Annotated in this window: 19 protein-coding genes; 11 read left to right on the forward strand and 8 right to left on the reverse strand. The window is 39.4% G+C overall.

Translation table 11 applies throughout. The features are described 5' to 3' along the window. Nucleotides 1-32: 32 nt before the first annotated feature. Nucleotides 33-818, forward strand: coding sequence for a M48 family metallopeptidase (locus tag OSH00_RS04085; protein ID WP_004831159.1), 786 nt, complete (start codon nt 33-35; stop codon nt 816-818). A 106-nt stretch (nt 819-924) separates the two neighbouring features. Here the strand turns inward: OSH00_RS04085 and OSH00_RS04090 are convergent, their stop codons facing one another. Together OSH00_RS04090 and crp are read right to left on the reverse strand one after the other, a co-directional pair. Next, a complete protein-coding gene (locus tag OSH00_RS04090; RefSeq protein ID WP_196076823.1) occupies nt 925-1,974 on the reverse strand; it encodes an NADP(H)-dependent aldo-keto reductase in 1,050 nt (349 codons plus the stop codon). Nucleotides 1,975-2,610: 636 nt separating this feature from the next. Beyond that, nucleotides 2,611-3,321: a cAMP-activated global transcriptional regulator CRP gene (crp, locus tag OSH00_RS04095; RefSeq protein WP_196076822.1), complete on the reverse strand. Its 711-nt coding sequence runs from the start codon at nt 3,319-3,321 to the stop codon at nt 2,611-2,613. Nucleotides 3,322-3,472: 151 nt separating this feature from the next. Here crp and OSH00_RS04100 point away from each other — a divergent pair, with 151 nt between their 5' ends. Continuing rightward, nucleotides 3,473-3,895, forward strand: coding sequence for an OsmC family protein (locus OSH00_RS04100; protein ID WP_004831156.1), 423 nt, complete (start codon nt 3,473-3,475; stop codon nt 3,893-3,895). 180 nt (nt 3,896-4,075) lie between these two features. Here the strand turns inward: OSH00_RS04100 and OSH00_RS04105 are convergent, their stop codons facing one another. From OSH00_RS04105 to OSH00_RS04120, 4 genes are all read right to left on the reverse strand, one after another. Then, nucleotides 4,076-4,879 (reverse strand): peptidoglycan DD-metalloendopeptidase family protein, encoded by an 804-nt coding sequence (locus tag OSH00_RS04105; protein WP_266129365.1) that lies wholly within the window; start codon nt 4,877-4,879, stop codon nt 4,076-4,078. 276 nt (nt 4,880-5,155) lie between these two features. After that, on the reverse strand, nt 5,156-7,120 hold the full coding sequence (locus tag OSH00_RS04110; protein WP_266129366.1) for a family 2A encapsulin nanocompartment cargo protein cysteine desulfurase: 1,965 nt from the start codon (nt 7,118-7,120) through the stop codon (nt 5,156-5,158). Continuing rightward, nucleotides 7,095-8,027, reverse strand: a complete 933-nt coding sequence (locus OSH00_RS04115; RefSeq protein ID WP_266129367.1) for a family 2A encapsulin nanocompartment shell protein — start codon at nt 8,025-8,027, stop codon at nt 7,095-7,097. Before OSH00_RS04115 ends, OSH00_RS04110 begins: the two co-directional genes overlap by 26 nt. A gap of 143 nt (nt 8,028-8,170) precedes the next feature. Then, nucleotides 8,171-8,659, reverse strand: a complete 489-nt coding sequence (locus OSH00_RS04120) for a rhodanese-like domain-containing protein (RefSeq protein ID WP_266129368.1) — start codon at nt 8,657-8,659, stop codon at nt 8,171-8,173. A gap of 275 nt (nt 8,660-8,934) precedes the next feature. Here OSH00_RS04120 and epsC point away from each other — a divergent pair, with 275 nt between their 5' ends. Next, nucleotides 8,935-9,843, forward strand: coding sequence for a serine O-acetyltransferase EpsC (gene epsC / locus OSH00_RS04125; RefSeq protein WP_266129369.1), 909 nt, complete (start codon nt 8,935-8,937; stop codon nt 9,841-9,843). A 45-nt stretch (nt 9,844-9,888) separates the two neighbouring features. On the opposite strand, the gene OSH00_RS04130 is transcribed toward epsC, so the two are convergent. Continuing rightward, nucleotides 9,889-11,034 (reverse strand): hypothetical protein, encoded by a 1,146-nt coding sequence (locus OSH00_RS04130; RefSeq protein ID WP_266129370.1) that lies wholly within the window; start codon nt 11,032-11,034, stop codon nt 9,889-9,891. 263 nt (nt 11,035-11,297) lie between these two features. Here OSH00_RS04130 and clpB point away from each other — a divergent pair, with 263 nt between their 5' ends. From clpB to OSH00_RS04145, 3 genes are all read left to right on the forward strand, one after another. Then, nucleotides 11,298-13,877, forward strand: coding sequence for an ATP-dependent chaperone ClpB (gene clpB / locus OSH00_RS04135; protein WP_266129371.1), 2,580 nt, complete (start codon nt 11,298-11,300; stop codon nt 13,875-13,877). A 90-nt stretch (nt 13,878-13,967) separates the two neighbouring features. Beyond that, entirely contained in the window at nt 13,968-14,687 is a 720-nt protein-coding gene (locus tag OSH00_RS04140) for a tetratricopeptide repeat protein (RefSeq protein ID WP_266129372.1), read from the forward strand. A gap of 155 nt (nt 14,688-14,842) precedes the next feature. Continuing rightward, a complete protein-coding gene (locus OSH00_RS04145; RefSeq protein ID WP_266129373.1) occupies nt 14,843-15,307 on the forward strand; it encodes a hypothetical protein in 465 nt (154 codons plus the stop codon). Between the two features lie 15 nt (nt 15,308-15,322). On the opposite strand, the gene rlmKL is transcribed toward OSH00_RS04145, so the two are convergent. Further along, entirely contained in the window at nt 15,323-17,527 is a 2,205-nt protein-coding gene (gene rlmKL / locus OSH00_RS04150; RefSeq protein ID WP_266129374.1) for a bifunctional 23S rRNA (guanine(2069)-N(7))-methyltransferase RlmK/23S rRNA (guanine(2445)-N(2))-methyltransferase RlmL, read from the reverse strand. Nucleotides 17,528-17,714: 187 nt separating this feature from the next. On the opposite strand from rlmKL, the gene OSH00_RS04155 reads away from it, so the two are divergent. The 5 genes from OSH00_RS04155 to OSH00_RS04175 all read left to right on the forward strand — a co-directional run bounded on the left by OSH00_RS04155 (nt 17,715) and on the right by OSH00_RS04175 (nt 21,153). Continuing rightward, nucleotides 17,715-18,338: a LysE family translocator gene (locus OSH00_RS04155; protein WP_266129375.1), complete on the forward strand. Its 624-nt coding sequence runs from the start codon at nt 17,715-17,717 to the stop codon at nt 18,336-18,338. 183 nt (nt 18,339-18,521) lie between these two features. Continuing rightward, entirely contained in the window at nt 18,522-18,851 is a 330-nt protein-coding gene (locus tag OSH00_RS04160; protein ID WP_266129376.1) for a hypothetical protein, read from the forward strand. Between the two features lie 115 nt (nt 18,852-18,966). Further along, entirely contained in the window at nt 18,967-19,326 is a 360-nt protein-coding gene (locus OSH00_RS04165) for a hypothetical protein (RefSeq protein ID WP_266129377.1), read from the forward strand. A gap of 124 nt (nt 19,327-19,450) precedes the next feature. Continuing rightward, the gene (locus OSH00_RS04170; protein ID WP_266129378.1) at nt 19,451-20,047 is read left to right on the forward strand and encodes a hypothetical protein; all 597 of its coding nucleotides are present in this window, start codon (nt 19,451-19,453) and stop codon (nt 20,045-20,047) included. An 89-nt stretch (nt 20,048-20,136) separates the two neighbouring features. Continuing rightward, the gene (locus OSH00_RS04175) at nt 20,137-21,153 is read left to right on the forward strand and encodes an aspartate carbamoyltransferase catalytic subunit (RefSeq protein ID WP_266129379.1); all 1,017 of its coding nucleotides are present in this window, start codon (nt 20,137-20,139) and stop codon (nt 21,151-21,153) included. The last annotated feature ends 13 nt before the right edge of the window (nt 21,154-21,166 follow it).

Here is a 21,166-nt window from a genome sequence, read left to right on the forward strand (position 1 = left end):
GTTTTTATTTGTTCTCTATGGAGTTGATTATAATGAACAATAAATTAATACTTAGTCTATGTGCTGCGACTGCGATTTCAATTTCTGGATGTACAACTATTGCTGATATGGCAGGTGCAGATTCTGCAACATTGAATTCAAATGCGACGCTGGGTTTTAATAAAACTGTGCAAGAAGCACGTGCAAATAAAACTTTAGACACAACCTCTGCAACCTATAAAAAGGTAAATGCGGCATTTATCCGCTTAAAACCTTATGCGGATCAGATGAACCAAACAGGACAACGATTTGATTGGCAGTTGGCTGTACTTAAGTCAGATCAGATCAATGCCTATGTTGCACCAGGTGGTAAAGTTGTTTTCTATACAGGAATTGTCAACAGACTTAATTTATCTGAAGCAGAAGTGGCTGCTGTGATGGGGCATGAGATGACCCATGCTTTAGAAGAGCATTCGAAACAGAAATTAGGCGCGCAAGCGCTGACCAATCTTGCAGTAAACATTGGTAAATCTTATGCAGGTAGCCAAATTGGAGAATTGGGTAACGCTGCAATTGATTTGGGAAGTCAAGTAGGTGTAGGTTTACCTTATTCTCGTAGCTTGGAAAGCCGTGCAGATGAAGGCGGTTTAATGATGATGGCAAAAGCAGGTTATAATCCGCAAGCAGCGATCACGTTATGGGAAAAAATGGCAAAACAGGGCGGTGCTCAAGGCTCTGCATTGCTATCAACACACCCATCAGATGCGAACCGTATCAATGCGATGAAAAAGAATCTAGCAGCTGCGATGGCCGTATATAACGCACGCGGTGGAAAATAAGACTGAGTGGTCTATATGTCTGATTAAAAAGGATGCTGAGGCATCCTTTTTATTGGCTTCTGAATCAGTAGCATGATTGAGTATATGTATTAAAATCTTAATCAGACTAAGGTGCTGGATTAGGTTGCTGTTTATGGATATTTTCAATTTCCGTTAAGATTTCTTCGGGTAATTGAATATCAAAAGCATGAATATTTTCTTTGAGTTGTGAAAGCTGTGTTGCACCGATAATGGTGCTATGAACAAAGAATTGCTGTTTAACAAATGCCAAAGCCAATTGGGTTAGACTTAAACCATGTTTCTCGGCAAGTAATGCATATTGTTCTGTTGCCCAATCACTTTGAGGGTTGGTATATCTGCTAAAACGAGAGAATAAACTAATACGCCCATCAGCAGGTCGTGCACCATGACGATATTTCCCAGTCAGGTAGCCAAATGCAAGTGGTGAATAAGCCAGTAATCCAACATTTTCAAACTGTGCAATTTCAGACATACCGACTTCATAGGTGCGATTTAATAAGCTATATGGGTTTTGAACACTGACAATTTTTTCTAATCCCAATTGCTCTGCGAGATGTAAAAATTTTAAGGTTCCCCAAGGCGTCTCATTGGATAAGCCAATATGGCGAATACGTCCTTTTTTAACCTCATTTGAAAGTGCTTCTAATGTTTCGGCAAGTGGGGTAATGTCTTGAGTCAATGCCGCTTGCTGGTTGCCGTAGCCTAATGTACCAAAGAAGTTCGCTGGGCGTTGTGGCCAATGTAGCTGATATAGGTCAATATAATCGGTGCGCAAGCGTTTTAATGAGCCATCAATTGCTGAACTGATTTCTGAAGCAATAAATTTAGTGTGTCCATCACGAATTTGACTGCCACCTTGTTGTGGTCCGGCGATTTTTGTAGCAATGATCAGTTTGTCGCGTTGACCATTCTGGGCAATCCAATTACCAACAATGGTTTCTGTTGAACCTTGAGTTTCTGGTTTAGGAGGAACGGGATACATTTCTGCTGTGTCCCAAAAATGAATATTTTGATCAAGTGCATAGGAAAACTGTTCAAATGCTTCATTTTGAGTATTTTGTTCACCAAAAGTCATGGTTCCTAAACAAATTTCAGGTACGACCAAATCAGAATGACCTAGGCGATTTGATTTCATGTCAGATCCTTTATAAGTGTGTTTAATCTCTGATGAGAATAATAACGAAATAAAATTTGATAAACTGTTGAAATTATTTTTTCTAATGATTAAAAGAAGATGAGTTTATCTAAAAATCTTATAAACCAGTAGGAGCTGTTGAAAATTCGACTGTGTTTGCGGCTACAGGTGTTTTTTAGCTAATGCTAGGTGGAAAGAGCAAATTAGTCATTCTAAATGATGAGAAACATTATTTCTCAAGATCGAGTCGAAGCTGCAAAATGACGAAAGTTCTTCACTGCACTTTAGGCTGCAAATTAAGCCTGGTTGGTTCTTGCTTGGAGGGCGCTCAGCATAGCTTATAAAATTTGAAATATAGTCTCACTATTCTCTTCACTTGTTTGCAATATGCTCTGCATGACTGCTCAATTTTAACTTAAACATCAGTTATTTTTGAAAGGCCTACAGATCTTGCTATTTAAATAATCATGTCAACAGGGCATCGGCAAGAGGGACAAAAGTGTTGAGTGTAGACTTAAAAAGCAAACTCGAAAGTTTGCTTTTAAACAATATAGAGATGGTGTTATTTTGAGAGTTTTGATAATTATCAAAGCCAAAAAACTGGTGATGTTAACGTCTCAAATCAACTTTTAAATTTTATTCATCGTCATTGTTATATTCATCTTCAGAGAATTTTGACTCTTCTAAAGATGCATCAAAAATTAATATGGCTTTACCATCAGTCTCGATCATGCCTTGCTCTTCAAGTGTTTTTAACACGCGCCCCACCATTTCACGTGAACAGCCTACGATGCGACCGATTTCTTGGCGGGTAATACGGATCTGACGACCATTTGGTAAAATCATCGCTTCAGGTTGTGCAGAAAGATCGATCAAGCAACGTGCAATACGCCCAGATACATCAATAAATGCAAGGTCGGTCACTTTGCGTGTTGTATTCTTTAAACGACGAACCAATTGCGCAAATACTGCGTAGCTTAGGTCAGGATACTGTTTGCTGATTTCATGGAAGTTATCATATGAAATCTCAGCGATTTCACATATATCACGTGTTCTGACCTCGGCTGTACGTTGTGGGTTCTGCTCAAATAAACCCATTTCTCCAAAAAAATCCCCAGGGTTCAAATAAGCAACAACAATTTCACGTTCATCATCTTCGCGTAAAATAATTGAAACTGAACCTTTTAAAATTAAATACAGTGATTTTGACTCTGAACCTGCATCAATGATTGTTGAGCGTTTAGGAAAACGATTGATGTGGGCTCTCTTGAGCAAAGCTTTGACTGACTCAGGTAATTGACCAGGTGACAAAGCATCTGTACTAAGTTGTGCAAAATTAGAAGACATGCTTAAAAATTCCGAATTGGATAATAACTAGATCTTTTGATCTAAATTGAACTCGTCACGTAGAAGCAGTAGAGATGAAATTCCTTATCAACTCATTTTATGCTAGTGTACAGGTACCCTGTAAATTTATAGCTTTTTTTAGGTAGTTGCAATGCAAACTAGCGTTCATTGGTTAGAGAATGTTGCTTTTCAAGCAAATTCAGAAAGTGGTCACCAAATTATTATGGATGGTTCTGCCGAATATGGTGGTGAAAACCGTGGACCACGTCCTATGGAATTGATATTAATGGGACTTGGTGGGTGTGCTTCGTTTGATATTGTGACCATTTTAAAGAAATCGAGACAAAATGTAACGGATGTTGTTTGTCAGCTCAAAGCTGAACGTGCAGACACCATTCCCGCAGTATTTACTAAAATACATCTGCATTTTGTGGTGACAGGGCATGATGTAAAAGACAAGCAGGTTGCCAAAGCTGTTGAATTATCAGCTGAAAAATATTGTTCAGCGAGTAAAATGTTATCTGATGGCGGTGTTGAAATTACTCACGATTATGAAATTATTGCTGCTGAATAACAAAATAAATCTAAAAAAAGCCAATAGTTTTATTGGCTTTTTTTTATTTTTTAGCATTTATAAAACGTGACTAGTGGAGTCAAAATTAAATAAAATAAATTATTACAAAATGTGTATTTTCTCCTAAAAAGCTATTTTCAGTGATCAAATGAACTTAATTTCCTGATCTTTTTGAGCAAATTAGTGTGTGAGAAAAAGTTGGGGATCGACACGTGCATTGTTGAGACTCATTCCCCAATGTAAATGTGGTCCTGTTACGCGTCCTGTTTTACCCACAAGACCAAGCAAATCGCCTTGTTTTAATATTTGTCCTTTCTCAACATTTATTTTACTGAGGTGGCAGAACATACTAATTAGACCTTGTCCATGATCAATCATGACAGTATTGCCATTAAAGAAATAATTGCCAGTGGCAACCACTTTTCCAGCAGCAGGTGCAATGACTTTTTGTCCAATTGGTGCAGGGATATCTAATCCAGAATGTGGTGCACGTTCTTCTCCATTAAAGAAACGTTTGCGACCGAATGAATTACTGAACTTACCTGTTGTAGGTCGGATAAAATTTGGGAAATCTTTCCATTGTGCCGTGGTAAATGAGCTATAGATGTCATTTTGTTCCTTGGCTTCTTGGCTGTAACGATCAAGCTGTTGTTGATTTGGATTAACGTAATCCTGATTCTTTACATTAAGGCGTTGCTCAGCATACTTATATGGTTGAATTTCAATATTGATTGGACCACTGGCGCTTTGCAACTGCAAGGTGCCAAGAGGCGCGGAGAGCGGGATACCGAATACAATATGCTTTACTGAACCGGTTCCATCAACGACTAAGACGGGCTTATCCTGATAACGAACATCTGAAACTGTTTTAGCAACAGGAATCACCGCAATACCACCTGCACGACGTGAGTCTTGTGGCAGTGCAAAGCTTTGAGTTGTGATAACTAGGCTGCTTAAAATGAGAATTTTTTTGATTGAAAACATAGCTGTGGTACAAGATTTAACTTTTAGACAGTATCTGGGTTTGCGTTACTAAGCTCAAGTCCATGATTGTTAAATTAACTGCAATACTGTTATATCGACTAAACGCTCAGTGTTTGTACTGGAGATCATTAAAAATACCCAGATTTTAAATTGAACGAGTTCAATCGATGATGATTTATAGATCGGGTTGGTGAGGGTGGATTGGTTTGAAAATTTTAACAATCACATGCTAAATATCTAGCATGTGATTCGCTAGAAGAGCTGCTTGCATATTCATCAATTTGAAAATGCAGACCGATGCGGTTTAGCCCGTCTTAATTGATGTAAGACAGATACTAAAACATCTATTTCTTCAGTGGTATTATAAAATGCCAGCGATGGGCGTACTGTGCGTTCAACTCCGAAACGGCGTAAAATCGGTTGTGCGCAATGATGCCCCGTTCGAACAGCAACGCCATACTGATTCAGAACTTTCCCAACCTCTTCTGTTTCATAGCCTGCAAGGGTAAAGGACATCACACTTGCTTTTTTTAGTGCTGTGCCAATTAAACGCAGGCCTGAAATGCTTTGTAATGCATGCTGACCATATTCGAGCAAATCATGTTCATAACGTGCAATATTATGGATGCCGATTCGTTCAATATATTCTAAGGCGGCGCCTAAGCCGACAGCATCAGCAATGTTTCCTGTACCCGCTTCAAATTTATTCGGAGCAGGTTGATAGATCACATGTTCAAAGGTGACATCCTGAATCATATTGCCGCCACTTTCCCAAACGGGCATGCTGTCGAGTAATTCTGATTTGGCATATACAGCACCAATCCCCGTAGGACCAAACACTTTGTGTCCAGAGAACACAAAGAAGTCAGCATCCAAAGTGGTGACATTGGTCGGAACATGGGAAACAGATTGAGCGCCATCAATCAAGACTCGCACGCCAGCAGCATGTGCTAAAGCGATGATTTCTTGCGTTGGCGTGACAGTGCCAAGAGCATTGGATACTTGGGTAATTGAAACAAGCTTGGTCTTTGGATTGAGGAGCTTAATAAACTCATCAATCTGAATCTGACCTGTATCATCGACAGGGATAACCCGTAACTTGGCACCTGTCTCTTGAGTCAACTGATACCAGGGGACAATGTTGGCATGGTGTTCCAAATGAGAAACGATGATTTCATCTTCCGCTTGAATATTTTGTTTTCCCCAAGATTTTGCAATTAAATTAATGCCTTCGGTTGTACCACGCACGAAAATAATATTTTTAGCGGAAGCAGCACCAATAAAGCGGGCAACTACATCACGTGCATGTTCGTAGGCGTCACTGGCACGTGCTGCAAGTTCGTGGGCCGCTCGATGAATATTTGAATTTTCATGCTGATAAAAATAAGCAATTCGATCAATGACTGCCTGTGGCTTATGGGTGGTAGCAGCATTGTCGAGCCAGATTAATGGTTGACCATTGACACGTTCTTGCAAGATTGGAAAGTCTTTTCGAATCTGCAGAATATCCAAGGGTTGATCATTCCGAGTCTGAGTCGGAATTTGCCAATCTGGATGAGAGCGGGCCGCCTCAGTGGTGGACGATTGAATAAAGTAATAGCCCGATTCTGTTGTGGCAGGTTTATCGTTGCGATCTGGTATTGAACTTTTTAGATGATGGTCATCTGTCACATGATAATCATCAAAGGCATAGGAATTTTTAATTCTTTCTGTTTGGTTGATGTTGTGTTGAATCTTTTCAGCATCGATGCTTTCAGCTTGAGTAAAATCTAAAAAATAAAAAGGCGATTGCACTGGTGTTGTCGATGCTGTTAATACCTGTGGTCTATAAGGTCGTGTAGACGTTGAATTTAAGGCCAAATCCAAATCTGGTATGGTTGTGAATGGCTCTGGCGTATGCGCACCTCCAATGACTGGCGCTGAAGATAGAATCCGACGTTCAGGATGATCTGAAGTAGGTTCTACATAATGTTGCGTTGATCTCGGATTTAAATGCGCCTGATGCACAATAGCAGGGATACGACCTGATAAGGCTGTTATTGGATCCTTGGGTTGTGGTGGATGGCTCTGCCCAAACGCCTGATCAGGCAGCTCAAAATTTAGCGCTTGTTTTTTCTGCTCTGGCAGTGCTGCAAACAATTCATTTGCCAACTGTGCAATCACAGATTCATTGATTGGCGCTTCTTGTGCGGCAGTGTTGCTGATGACAGATGAATTATTTATAGCTTGTTGGATAGTCATGGTATTTGTCTACCTCCACATCTTCAAGTACAGCAAGAGCATCATCTGTAAGTACGGCAAGTGAGCAATATAATGAAATCAAATACGAAGCGATGGCATTACGATTAATGCCCATAAAGCGTACAGAGAGCCCTGGTGCTTGTTCACCTGCAAGCCCGGGTTGGAATAGCCCTACAACGCCTTGACGTTTCTCACCGACACGTAACAGGATGATTTTGGTTTTACCATCTTCAACTGGAATTTTATTGGAAGGGATGAGTGGAATACCCCGCCATGTAATAAATTGTGAGCCAAACAAACTGACTGTTGGTGGTGGTACGCCACGACGGGTACATTCACGACCAAATGCTGCAATTGCATCAGGATGCGCCAAGAAAAACCCAGGTTCTTTCCAAACCTTGCGCAATAGATCATCAAAATCATCGGGTGTTGGTGCGCCTGTCAAGGTTGAAAGACGTTGTTCATCTGCAACACTCGCCAACAGCCCATATTCAGGGTTGTTGATCAACTCACTTTCTTGTCGTTCTTTAATGGTTTCTATCGTGAGGCGTAATTGTTCTTTGATTTGATCGTGGGGACTACTGTATAAGTCAGAAACGCGAGTATGGATATCCAGTACGGTTGAAACACCGTTTAAGAAATATTCACGGGGATTAAGCTCATAATCCACAAAGGTTTGTGGAAGTGTTGCTTCATCACGTTGGGTGCAGGCAACCTGAATATCATCTGTATTGCTGACTTTGTTGACTCGGTAAATACCGGCTTCCACGGGTGTCCACTGTAATAAATGCGTCAACCAACGCGGTGTAATTGTTGAGAGTTGAGGAACGGTTTTGGTTGCATTTGCCAGTTGGCGAGCAGCCTGATCATTCAGTGCTTGGCGTGTCACTTCTTGGTTCTTAGCCATGTTTTAATCCTGGGTGATATGAATTGATGATTGATTACTGCTTGAATAAGATCTCTATTGTTATCATCTCCAGTAAAATCAGAGGTTTGTTAAAATATTTTATCTATCGAGTTTTTGATATGGATAAGGCACAAGTTCAAAAGTTATTCCTGACGCCATGGCAATCCATGAAAACGCCAACCATTAAATGCTCCGCGATGATTATGTTCATCTAAGTCGCCTTCAAAGCCTTGCTCAATGTTATAAATATTTTCAAAACCAGCATTGAAGGCGACATTGGCTGCAGCTGCTGAACGTTTACCACTACGACACAGTAAGAGAATGATTTTATCTTTGCCAACTTTGCTTTCGAGTTCTTTGGCAAAACGCGGGTTACGGTTTAATGCAGTACCCGTAGCCCAGGGAATATGAATGGTACCTTCAACAAAACCGACAAATTTTCGTTCTTCATTAGTGCGAACATCGACAATTTCGACATGACCCGCTTGAAACAATGCCCAAGCTTCGTGAGGTAAAATCGTGCCAGTAAACTCTAAATAGTGGTCTTCGACACGTTGTTGCGCTTGTTCAAAAATCGTTTCAATTTGTGTTTGAGTTAATTCGGAAAAATGTTGTTGATTTAAACTGGTCATTTCAATTGCCTTTCTTCTGGCTTAAATGTGTGTTTAAGCTTTATGTATCAGATGTATTGATAACTACTATAATGATTTTCTATATTCTATAAATTAATAAAAAATGGATTGCTTATTCTTATTATTGAATAATAAATGAATTATTTTTTACTGATATGTTTATATGAATTATGTTTATCTAGCGTATTGCGAATAAAATAATATTCACTGTGAATTATAAAATTTCATGTAAATTGATGAATCATGGAACGTCTTTTAGTTAGATAGGTAAACATATGACTCAGTGGAATATCCAAAATATTGTGGATGAGCTACAAGAAGCTCGAAATGAATGGCGTACTCAACGTAAAAGTCTGAAAGACTTTGGGGGACGGGAATTACCTTCTAAAGACGAAATCAAGAAAATTATGAATGATCTATGCGGTATTTTATTTCCAATGCGTCTAGGTCCACATGATTTGCGACAACAAAGTGAAAATCTTTATATTGCCCATACCCTCGAAAAAACTCTGCATTCCTTACTTGAGCAAATCAAACTGAATTTAACCTATGATTATAAATATAAAAAACATAATGAAAATACAGATGTAATTGAAGTACTTGCGCAAAGTATTGTCAGTGAGTTCGCACAAAAACTACCTAATATACGTCGAATTTTAGATACGGATGTGATTGCTGCTTATGATGGTGATCCTGCAGCCCGTAGTGTGGATGAAGTGTTATTGTGTTATCCGGGTATCTTGGCAATCATTTATCACCGTGTTGCCCACGAATTTTATAAGAAAGACTTGTCTTTGTTGGCCCGTTTGATTGCTGAAATTGCTCATTCAAAAACTGGAATTGACATTCACCCTGGTGCACAAATCGAACAAGGTTTCTTTATTGACCATGGTACTGGTGTGGTAATAGGCGAAACTTGTGTTATAGGAAAAAATGTACGTATTTATCAGGCGGTCACTTTGGGTGCAAAGCGTTTTGAAGTGGATGATTCTGGACGTTTGCAGAAAGAATATGCTCGACATCCAATTGTTGAAGACAATGTAGTGATTTATGCAGGGGCGACGATTCTCGGACGCATTACAATCGGTCAAGGCGCTGTGATTGGTGGGAATGTATGGATAACCCAAAGTGTTGCAGCCAATAGTGCCGTTTCGCAAAGTTCGGCAACCAAAACAGAAGTATAGGTGATCTGATAGAATTCATCATGATTTTGTTTGAGATTCTATCTGCTAGGATAAAGGAATAATGTAAAACGTTTGGGCATCGATTACGATGAGATCATTTCTAACGCGATAGATCAGAGCTATGTCCAGCGGAAATTTAAACTGTATTTTTTTGCCATGTTGCTGAATCTCAAATACATCATAGCCAATCGGTGTAAACCAGAATACATAGTGATTTCCTGAGCCTTGAACATCATCAATACTTTGATATTTTAGATATTTATCATTTGAAATCATCGGTTTAGATGGTGTTTTGCATTCGGGTAGCAGAATCGAATGTTCTAATTTTGGAAGAAATTTGGAAAAATCTTGACTAAAAATATAGTTTTTTGAGGTTTTTATGAGTTGTGTTTCTTCATTAATCACTTGATAACACTCGGCTTGCTGCTGTTGTAGGTATTGTTTTAACTTTGCAATCATCGCTAAATTAAATGGTTCTGCAGGTTGAACTTGATAATTATTGGGTGAAAAGTCAGGTTGTGGCTGTTCAGGCGTTGTTCTAAAAATATCGATGATATTTCGAATAAAAGATTGTTCTTGCTGTTTTTTTTCTTGTTTGACTTTCTCGGCTTCTTTTTCTGAGACATATTGAGGGTCGAAATAAACCATGATGTCATGTTCTGAAACTTTTTTATGATAAGTTTTTTCCTGTACCATTTGTTCTAATAGTGCATAAGCAAATTGATCATAAGAAAAGGTATTCATTTGAGTAAAAGTTTGGGTCTGTGCATTGAAAAGATAAGCTTGAGTGAACGGCTGATAATCGACTTGAAAAATTTTTATAGTCACTAGAAATTGATCTTGACCTAAATATTCAATTTGTTGGATCAACTGCCGAGGTGAAGACGCGACAAAATATTCTGGAAGCTGTTGATGGGTATGTAAATCATAACTACAAATTTTTAAATCCCGTTTGGGTTGATTGACTCTTTCAAATATCGAACAATCATAAACAATAAAATTTTCATTCAAAACTTTTAAGATCATGTCAGTAGGCGATTTAAACCATTTAAATTCTAGATCTGTTCTTTTAGGGGTTAATTCTTGGATATGTTTATGCGGAAATCTATCACTGTTTGGCGATTGATAGCCACAAGCATTTAAGATGCCCATAGCGAAAAGTACCGACAATAATTTACTGAAATTCAACATTGTTGTTATTCTAAAAAAGTTCAATATTACTTACTCTAAACCATATCGTTGAAAATACAAACGCTTAAAGCTCATACGCAATATTTTTGCTTAAATTGACTTGAAAAAGATGGATTTAGCACAAATATTAATACTGAAATATATCCTGATTATTTTAGTAAGCTTTTGAAAAACATATAAATTAATTTCTAAATAGAGTTGAAATCTACAGAACAGTTCCCATTTATTATTCAAGTACAAATTTGTTGTGAGGAATAACAAGAATGCGATTTGAAAAATTTACGAACCGCTTGCAGCAAGCTTTATCAGATGCACAATCTCAGGCAATGGGTAATGACCACACTGCCATCGAAGGTATTCACATTCTTTCTGCCTTATTGGAAGAACCTTCTAACCTGAGTCTGTTACAACAGGCGGGTGCGAATTTACCTGAATTAAAAGCAAAGTTGCAGAAAGCGCTGGCTGATGCGCCAAAAATTGGAACACCAACTGGAGATATCAATCTCAATCCTGAAGCCGTTCGAGCATTGAATTTGGCGGACAGTTTTGCACAAAAAGCGGGAGATGAGTTCTTATCTACGGACTGGGTCATCTTGGCACTGGCTGAAACTGGTGCAACCAAAACATTATTAACAGGCGTAGGTGTGACGACTGAAAAACTACGCAAAGCGATTGAAAATATTCGAGGGGGTGAACAAGTGATGGCAAATAACCATGAGGATCAACGAGATTCCCTCAATAAATATACTATCGATCTGACTGCACGTGCAGCGGAAGGTAAACTCGATCCTGTGATTGGTCGTGATGAGGAAATTCGTCGTACCATCCAGGTTCTATCACGCCGTACTAAAAATAATCCTGTGCTGATTGGTGAGCCAGGGGTAGGTAAAACAGCAATCGTTGAAGGTTTGGCGCAGCGTATTATCAATGGTGAGGTACCAGAAGGCTTAAAAGGTAAACGTGTTTTATCTTTAGATCTTGGTTCATTGTTGGCAGGGGCGAAATATCGTGGTGAGTTTGAAGAACGCTTAAAAGCAGTATTGAAAGACTTAGCGAAATTTGATGGTGAAATTATCCTGTTTATCGATGAACTGCATACTCTGGTAGGTGCAGGTAAAGGCGATGGTGCAATGGATGCAGGAAACATGTTGAAACCTGCATTGGCGCGTGGTGAGCTACGTTGTGTAGGTGCAACGACTTTGGATGAGTACCGTCAATTTATTGAAAAAGATGCTGCTCTTGAACGTCGCTTTCAAAAAGTATTGGTAGATGAGCCAAGTGTGGAAGATACCATCGCAATTCTACGTGGTTTAAAAGATAAATATGCAACTCATCATGGTGTGCAAATTCTCGATTCTGCGATTATTGCTGCAGCGAAAATGTCACATCGCTATATTACAGATCGTCAATTGCCAGACAAAGCGATTGATTTGATTGATGAGGCGGCATCACGTATTAAAATGGAAATTGACTCGAAACCGGAAGCGCTAGATCGTTTAGACCGTCGTTTAATCCAATTGAAGATGCAGTTGGAAGCGGTTAAGAAAGATGCGGATTCAGTCAGCAAGGCGGAAGTGGAACATTTGGAAAAACAAATTGCTGAAGTTCAAAAAGAATACAGTGATTTGGAAGAAGTTTGGATCGCTGAAAAGCGTTTGGTTGATGGCACAAATCAGGCTCAAATTGAACTTGATAAAGCCCGTACAGCATTTGAAAAAGCGCAACGCGAAGGTGACTTGGCTGAAGCAAGCCGTTTGCAATATGGTGTAATTCCAGAGTTACAAAAACGCTTGAATGAAGAAGAAGTTGCTGAAGTGAATGAAGAGCCGAAACTGATTCGTACCAAAGTGACTGAAAATGAAATTGCAGAAGTGGTCAGTGCTGCAACAGGTATTCCAGTATCCAAAATGTTACAGGGAGAACGTGAGAAACTTCTTCATATGGAAGATTTCTTACACAACCGTGTTGTAGGTCAGGATGAGGCTGTTGTGGCTGTAGCGAATGCTGTTCGCCGTTCACGCGCGGGTCTTTCTGATCCGAATCGCCCAAGTGGATCATTCTTGTTCCTTGGACCAACAGGGGTTGGGAAAACCGAGCTGACCAAAGCTTTAGGGAACTTTTTATTCGACAGTGATGATGCGATCATTCGAATCGACATGTCAGAATTTATGGAAAAACATTCGGTGAGTCGTTTGGTTGGAGCGCCTCCGGGTTACGTAGGTTATGAAGAAGGTGGTGTATTGACTGAAGCTGTACGCCGTAAACCGTACAGTGTGGTGTTGTTTGATGAGGTGGAAAAAGCTCATCCCGATGTATTTAACATTTTATTGCAGGTGCTCGATGATGGGCGTTTGACAGATTCTCAAGGTCGGGTGATTGACTTTAAGAATACGGTTATCGTGATGACGTCTAACTTGGGTTCGAGCGATGTTCGCGAGTTAGGTGAAGGAGCAAGCGATGAAGATGTGCGTGCAACGGTGATGAATGCAGTTTCTCAGCATTTCCGTCCAGAGTTCATTAACCGTATTGATGAATTGGTAGTGTTCCACTCCTTGAAAAAATCGCAGATCCGAGGTATTGCTGATATACAATTGGACCGTTTACGTGCTCGTTTGGCTGAACGTGATATCGGTTTAAATGTTGATGATCAAGCTTTTGATATCCTGATTGATGCTGGTTTTGATCCTGTATATGGCGCGCGTCCGCTTAAACGTGCAATCCAGCAACAGGTTGAGAACCCACTGGCACAAAAAATCTTGTCAGGTACTTTCACGCCAGGTGATACCATCTTGATTAGTGCTGAAAACGGTGAGCTTGATTTTGGCAAATTAAAATTGAGCTAATCGATTCATTTAAAAATACATCAAGCCAACTGTTTTAGGGCAGTTGGCTTTTTTATGTTATCAAGATTTCGAATGGCAAGGTCACTTTTAATGAATAAAAAAATTTATATGGTATTGTTGTCTTTTCTATGCTTTAACTCTGTGGCACAAGCCTTACCAGAACGGACGATTCAAGACATTATTGAGCGCTCACAGCATGGTGATGCAGAAGCAATGTATCAATATGCTGACTCATTATTGCAAGATGAGAATAAAGCAAACCAAAAAGAGGGGGCAAAATGGATGCTAAAGTCGGCTGAAGGTGGATTTTGGCTTGCATTTTCAACTGTTGGTGATTTTTATAAATATGGTTTTACGGTTGAACAGGATTCAAAAAAAGCGGTTGAATGGTATAAAAAATCAGCGGAACAGGATGATCCGGCGGGACAGAATAACTTGGGGCTTGCCTACTATACCGGTGAAGGTATATCGCAGAATAAAACTTTGGCTGCAAAATGGTATCAGAAATCAGCAGAACAAGGCGATGCCAATGCACAACGTAATTTAGCCCTCATGAATTTATACGGAGATGGCGTGGTCAAAAATGAAAAGCAAGCTTTTCAATGGATGTTGAAATCAGCTGAGCAGGGTGATGAAGATGCACAAAACAGTGTTGGACAAATGTATCTCGAAGGTAAGGGAGTTACTGAAAACTTAAAGTTGGCAGTGCAGTGGTTGAAACGTTCTGAAGCACAAGGCAACCGTTATGCACACCAACAGTTATGGGAGATGTGTAATGCAGGCAGAATTACAACGGAATGTATGGATTAGTTCTGTTTGAATCCCTTTCAGACAGCCAGAAGGCTTATTTAAAAAATAAGCCTAATGCATTTTACCTATTATCGGGTTTTCTGATCCATTTATTGCAACATTTGTTAAAAATTGATAATTTTTTAGTCAGGAATAATAATAAAGGAAAGTTGGTCATGACGATCAAAATAAAGGAAAAATCTGATTATTTAAAACTACTGGCTATGTTGTTGATGACACTGGGTTCGTGTGAGATATCGGCCAATCAACTGGATGACCAAGATCTTGCCCAACAGTCTGTAGGTGTAGTAAAGCTTTCGCCGATTATTATTCAAGCTGTTAAGCAAGATGTTCAACAATCTGTAGATGAGCAAAAAGATTTACACAATAAGATCGCGCAACAACAAGCAGATGCCGCAAAAAAAGATGAAATATATTCTACTGTTTTGACCGATTTTGAATGGCAGAAAAAGGACCCTGATCCAAATAAACCGGGGGATAAATATATTACCCCCTTAGAAAAATATAAAATAATCGATATTGGATTTAACCCTTATCAACGCCACGATGTCCGCATCACAACGCAAGATCGTGTGACCTTATATATTGGTCATGAAGTGGATCCCGTAGCGTACAAGTAAATCCTGCTTGAGGAATTAAACAGGGAAATGTTTGATTTTCCAAGCCCTATGGATTTTTTGATTACGTTTAAAATCTAAACCGATCGTTTCATTGCTGATCTCTTGGACATCAAACATAGCCTCAATTTCTTCATCCATTTCAAAACCACGGTAGTTATTTGAAAAATATAAAGTCCCTTCAGTCGTTAAACGATTCATTGCTCGTTTAAGTAATGAGACATGATCACGTTGAACGTCGAATGTGCCGTAGAATTTTTTTGAGTTTGAGAAAGTCGGAGGGTCAATAAAAATCAAGTCGTATTGTTCGTGACCTTCTTTAAGCCATTCAAAACAGTCACTTGCAAAGAATTGATGTTGTTCATCTGCATGGTCTACAGTTAGGCCATTAAGTACAAAGTTTTCTTTGGACCAGTTTAAATAAGTATTGGATAAATCAACACTTGTTGTGCTGGCAGCACCCCCTAGAGCGGCATGCAGGCTTGCAGTTGATGTGTAGCTGTATAGGTTTAGGAAGTGTTTCCCTTTGGCTTCCGCTGCGATGCGTAAACGCATTTGACGGTGGTCTAGGAACAGACCGGTATCTAAATAATCTGTCAGATTGACCAAAATTTTGGCTTTACCTTCCTGAACAACAAAGCGTTTAGACGCTGTACTTTGTTTGGTGTACTGAGCTTTACCTTCTTGACGCGCACGGGTTTTAATAAAAATGGCATCACGTCCTAAACCTGTTACTGCACGGATCGATGCTAAAGCAAGATTAAAACGTTTTTTGGCTTTCTCTGGGTCAATTGATTTTGGTGGGGCATATTCTTGAACATGCAAACGATCGCCATACAAATCAACTGCAACATTAAAGTCAGGCAGATCAGCATCATAAAGGCGTAAGCAATAGATATTTTCCTTGACTGCCCATTTCTTCAAGGCTTGCATATTTTTTTGCAATCGATTGGTAAAGTCTTCCGCACCTTCGATTTTTTCAAATTGTTGCGGTTGCCAATCTGCAAGGAACGGTTTATTGACTGTCGCAGGCTTTATATCACCAAAGCGTACATAAATCGGCAGCTTACCGTTCATCAAACGTAAGATTTGTGGATTGTTAAATGCCAAGACATCAGCTTGTTCAACTGCAGCAGCAATCACCGCAGCATATTGATTCGGGAAATTCTTTTGTAAAAGCGCTGAGAGACCTAAATATAATGCTCGGTTAGACGCTTTGTCACCCAAACGCTCACCATAAGGTGGATTGGTAACAACAAAGGATGTTTTACCTTCAGCATGGAAGTCAGGCCAATCTGCTAAAGTTCGTTCTTCGATTTGAATTTGATCCAGTTGCTGTTCAAAACCTGCCGCAATAATATTTTGTTTGGTTGCTTTTACTGCTTCCCAATCTGCATCATAAGCATAGAATTTTGGTAAAGGTTGTTCTAGTGCAGCTTGGTGACGGTCTGCGGCTTCTGCTTTAATCGACATCCACAGTTCATGGTCATGTCCATTCCAGCCATTAAAGCCGAAACGACGGACTAAACCGGGGGCACGGTCAGTAAGAATCATCAGTGATTCAATGATAAATGTGCCTGATCCACACATCGGGTCCAGTATAATGTCTGGATGACGTTCTTTCAGCTTGGCTTTTTGTAGAATGGCTGCGGCTAAATTCTCTTTAATTGGTGCATCGGTCATGTAACGGCGATAGCCACGTTTATGTAATGAGTCGCCTGATAAATCAAGACAGTAGGTATGCTCAGTTTTTCCTGCAAGTACATATAAGGTAATTTCAGGTTGTTTGATATCAATACTTGGGCGTTTACCAACCGCTTCCATAAATGAATCAACTACACCATCTTTGACACGTAAGGTTGCAAATTGAGTATTTACCTTGATATCACGTTCAACGTGCAAGCGCACGGCAAAGGTACTTTGTGGGGCAAAAATCAAGGACCAGTCAAAGTTGATTGCACCTTCATAGAGTTCTTCAGCAACGTCACGCGCGTCATGAGTAAATTCGAGTTCATGTGTGTGAATAGGCGTGAGTACACGAGATGCAAGACGTGACCACATACAAATGCGGTAAGCATCTTCCAGTTTGCCTTTGAAGACCAAACGTCCAGGAAATTTTTCAATATCTTGAATCCCTAAACCTTGAATTTCTTCTTGCAGTAAGGTTTCTAGTCCATCTGCACAGGTAACCCAATATGTAGAAAGACGCGGTTTCGAATTCATGAATATTTCCAAAGACATTAAAGCAATCGCATATTTTAACGTATTTTGATGACGAAAACTTGTGGATTGCGCCAAGAAGATCGAAATTTTCCAAAAACCTTAAAATTCTTTAACATATTGCGATAATTTGCTTGAAATATATCCAAATAGCTCTATTTAACCAAGATCGAATAAAGAAATTTAAAAAATGCTGAGTCTTGTTATTTCCATGTTTGTTTTCTCTCTCTCAATGTCCATATCGCCTGGACCTGTAAATTTAACCATTTTAACCAGTAGTATGAACTACGGTACAAAATCCACTTTAGCTTTTATTTCCGGTGCAACGATTGGATTCACCGGGTTATTGGCTTCAGTCTGTTTTGGTCTATATCAACTGATTGTGGCTTATCCCGTACTTCTTGATCTTATTACCTTATTCGGTACAGCTTTACTGTTATGGATTGGGTTTAATATTCTGCGAACAAAAGGCACAACGATTTCAACTCAAAATTCCGATCGAATTCAAATACCCACGTTTATGCAAGGCGTATTGATGCAGTGGCTCAATCCAAAAGCATGGATTGCAGCTGTGGCGGGTACAGGGCTATTTTCAATCGCTCAAATCGATCATGCATTAGGGATATTTGTGTTCATTTATTTTGTGGTGTGCTATTTGTCTTTATTGTTGTGGGGAATTGCAGGTGAGAAATTAGCAAATTTCTTAAACAGAGGAAACCGTGCGCGAATTTTTAATGTGGTGATGGGGTCAATATTGATTCTAATATCAGTAGAAATGTGTTGGTCATATTTTTTTCATTCGGCGTCTATATAAGAGAGTTATTCAACACACTTAAAGGTGTCTGCTGAATTTTACTTGATTTTTCCAACCTGAAGAAGGCTATAAAACAAAGGATTGAAAATACATGGGAAAATGATGGTCGTTTGATTTCTGAAGCATTTCATATTTTATTTAAAAATATCTGCAATGAATGATCAGTTTGGTTAGTGGGGAGTCATGGGCGAACAGAATAATCGGTCTGCTGTAGTAAAACAGAAGCAAATCTTTGATGTGGTGATTGATTGGTATCCGCCAGAGAAAGGAGGACGTCGGCAGAACCCACAACGAGGTATATATTATTGTACAACAGAGATTTTAAACAAGTATAAAACCGATACTTGGAGTATTGCACTTAAAATGAATGAAATCTCTCCGCATGAAGCAGAAATGTGGTTTTTGTTTGATCATGATGAACGGCATGTACATATTGGGCAGTTGTTTGTTCTGTTGGAAGGTCCGAAGTGTGTGGGTCACATCATGATTCAACGATTTAAAGATTCTGGTTGAGTTTTAAAAAGAGGATGGATGTTTTAATTTAAGGTTGGTATATAAATTGCTTGATTATTCAGCGTATTGGTCAGTGTTCTGACATTAAAAAATTTAAATGAATACGGGGGATTTTATGCAACCAGTCAATAACAATCGCTTTATTGCGCATGCAGATGCATTTTCAATTGGGGCACTCATTTTAACCAGATTAAGACGGGTAACTGGACGAGTCATTGACGTGATGTATTTGGTCGACAATAAAAGCTATGCGCAGTACGTCATTGATATTTCTTTGGCAACTCAAGATGTTGAGCTTAATCGACATGCTTCACGTTTACAGCATTTACTTGATCAAGAACAGCCGTCTTCAAACACAGCAGTTGATGGGAGAGAACAGCATTCTGCATCTGAAGAAGGCTATGTTTCTGGTGCAACGGAAGAAGAAATTTATCGTGCGCAAGTTTCTCATCACTATATTGGTGCATTGCGATAGTGCAAATTTAAAAGCTTTGAGTATGCAGGGAGGTCGGGCTTGAAGCTTTTACGCATATCAAACAGAAAAAGGGTAAATCAACTTATATGCTGATATAAACCATAATTTTCATAGCGCATAGACCTTGAGTTACAGCAAGTTCAATACAGAAATCAGCAAATATCTGAAAGCACAGCGAATGATTTATTCAGGAACTGCAGATGAATCCTTCGCTCAAACAGCGCAACGTTTGGCGGATTATAACCGGGCGAAAGATGCAGTTTTTCAGCAATGGTTGAACAATAAAAAGTTTAAAGAATTGATTTCGTGTGCACATGGTCGTTGGTATCCTTATGAGGAGTTTACCTTACCGTTGGCGCAGTATTTTGCTGATCAACACGATTTAGCCCATTTAAAATTTTTGTGTGAACATGAAATCCGTTTTCGACTAGAAGATATGCTGAATTGTTTAAAGCGAGTCAAAGAATACGATGCGAAATTAACTCATAGCCAGATATTGGAGTACGATCTCACCCATTTAGATCCCGAAAAATATCATCCGATTCTGGAGTTATTCAAATGGCGGGATAAGGCACTGCTTAGGTTGGAAGTTTATCTTGAACTTCTTAAAGATCAATCTGACCAAGAATATAAAGAACTGATCAAGCAGTTAAAACAAAAGCTGTTGCAACTAAATATTAAAAAGTCTGATTTGAAACTGATCAAATTTAAACTTTACTAATTATTTTGGCGTTATTTGCCCAAAACTTCGTCTGCCAAAGAAAAAGAAAATCTGTATAATACGTTAACTTAACCTCTAAGGAATCTCTCATGCACTTGGCGGCATTGCATACACCGAGCCAGATTCAACTCAATAATGATGGAAACTTAAAGCATTTCCTGACCATCGAAGGTCTTTCTAAAGAAACCCTCACTAAAATTCTAGATACAGCGCATTCTTTTATAAACGATCAAAATCAACTGATAACGACACCCCTCTTAGAAGGTCGTACAGTGATGAATCTTTTTTTTGAAAATTCCACCCGTACTCGCACAACTTTTGAAGCTGCTGCAAAGCGTCTTTCGGCGAATGTATTGAATATTGATATCGCGCGTTCAAGTACCTCAAAAGGTGAAACATTGCGTGACACGCTTTGGAATTTAGAAGCAATGGCTGCCGATATTTTTGTGGTGCGCCATTCTTCTTCGGGTGCTGCCCACTTTATTGCAGAAACCGTGTGTCCACATGTCGCTATTATCAATGCAGGTGACGGACGCCATGCACATCCAACTCAAGCCATGTTGGACATGTTGACCATCCGCCGAGAAACTAAAAAGAATTTTGAAGATATACATCTGGCAATTATTGGTGATATCAAACATTCCCGTGTCGCTCGTTCAGATATTGCGGCTTTACAAACACTAGGCTGTAAAGATATCCGTGTCATAGCACCAAACACTTTACTGCCTCATGGTTTCAGTGAATATGGTGAAGGGGTGCGTCTGTTCAATAAAATGGACGAAGGAATCAAAGATTGTGATGTAATCATTACGCTACGTATTCAAAATGAACGTATTGATTCACCTGCTTTGTCTTCACAAGCTGAGTTTTACAAAATGTATGGTTTGAACAAAGAACGTCTTGCTTTGGCAAAACCAGATTGTATCGTGATGCATCCTGGACCCATGAATCGTGGCGTAGAAATTGACTCCAATATTGCGGATGGTGAACAGTCGGTAATTCTTCATCAGGTGACCAATGGCATTGCTGTTCGCATGGCCGTATTGGCATTGGCAATGCAAGGTCAATTGCAGGAAAAAGGTTTGTTGGACGCGATTGCGGTTTAAGCGAAAGGATATA

Source organism: Acinetobacter nematophilus (assembly GCF_026344175.1).
In the GTDB taxonomy this organism is placed as follows: domain Bacteria; phylum Pseudomonadota; class Gammaproteobacteria; order Pseudomonadales; family Moraxellaceae; genus Acinetobacter; species Acinetobacter nematophilus.

Coding starts and splice junctions, on each gene's coding strand:
- OSH00_RS04085 (WP_004831159.1), top strand. CDS start 33: ATGAACAATAAATTAATACTTAGTCTATGTGCTGCGACTGCGATTTCA.
- OSH00_RS04090 (WP_196076823.1), bottom strand. CDS start 1,974: ATGAAATCAAATCGCCTAGGTCATTCTGATTTGGTCGTACCTGAAATT.
- crp (WP_196076822.1), bottom strand. CDS start 3,321: ATGTCTTCTAATTTTGCACAACTTAGTACAGATGCTTTGTCACCTGGT.
- OSH00_RS04100 (WP_004831156.1), top strand. CDS start 3,473: ATGCAAACTAGCGTTCATTGGTTAGAGAATGTTGCTTTTCAAGCAAAT.
- OSH00_RS04105 (WP_266129365.1), bottom strand. CDS start 4,879: ATGTTTTCAATCAAAAAAATTCTCATTTTAAGCAGCCTAGTTATCACA.
- OSH00_RS04110 (WP_266129366.1), bottom strand. CDS start 7,120: ATGACTATCCAACAAGCTATAAATAATTCATCTGTCATCAGCAACACT.
- OSH00_RS04115 (WP_266129367.1), bottom strand. CDS start 8,027: ATGGCTAAGAACCAAGAAGTGACACGCCAAGCACTGAATGATCAGGCT.
- OSH00_RS04120 (WP_266129368.1), bottom strand. CDS start 8,659: ATGACCAGTTTAAATCAACAACATTTTTCCGAATTAACTCAAACACAA.
- epsC (WP_266129369.1), top strand. CDS start 8,935: ATGACTCAGTGGAATATCCAAAATATTGTGGATGAGCTACAAGAAGCT.
- OSH00_RS04130 (WP_266129370.1), bottom strand. CDS start 11,034: ATGTTGAATTTCAGTAAATTATTGTCGGTACTTTTCGCTATGGGCATC.
- clpB (WP_266129371.1), top strand. CDS start 11,298: ATGCGATTTGAAAAATTTACGAACCGCTTGCAGCAAGCTTTATCAGAT.
- OSH00_RS04140 (WP_266129372.1), top strand. CDS start 13,968: ATGAATAAAAAAATTTATATGGTATTGTTGTCTTTTCTATGCTTTAAC.
- OSH00_RS04145 (WP_266129373.1), top strand. CDS start 14,843: ATGACGATCAAAATAAAGGAAAAATCTGATTATTTAAAACTACTGGCT.
- rlmKL (WP_266129374.1), bottom strand. CDS start 17,527: ATGAATTCGAAACCGCGTCTTTCTACATATTGGGTTACCTGTGCAGAT.
- OSH00_RS04155 (WP_266129375.1), top strand. CDS start 17,715: ATGCTGAGTCTTGTTATTTCCATGTTTGTTTTCTCTCTCTCAATGTCC.
- OSH00_RS04160 (WP_266129376.1), top strand. CDS start 18,522: ATGGGCGAACAGAATAATCGGTCTGCTGTAGTAAAACAGAAGCAAATC.
- OSH00_RS04165 (WP_266129377.1), top strand. CDS start 18,967: ATGCAACCAGTCAATAACAATCGCTTTATTGCGCATGCAGATGCATTT.
- OSH00_RS04175 (WP_266129379.1), top strand. CDS start 20,137: ATGCACTTGGCGGCATTGCATACACCGAGCCAGATTCAACTCAATAAT.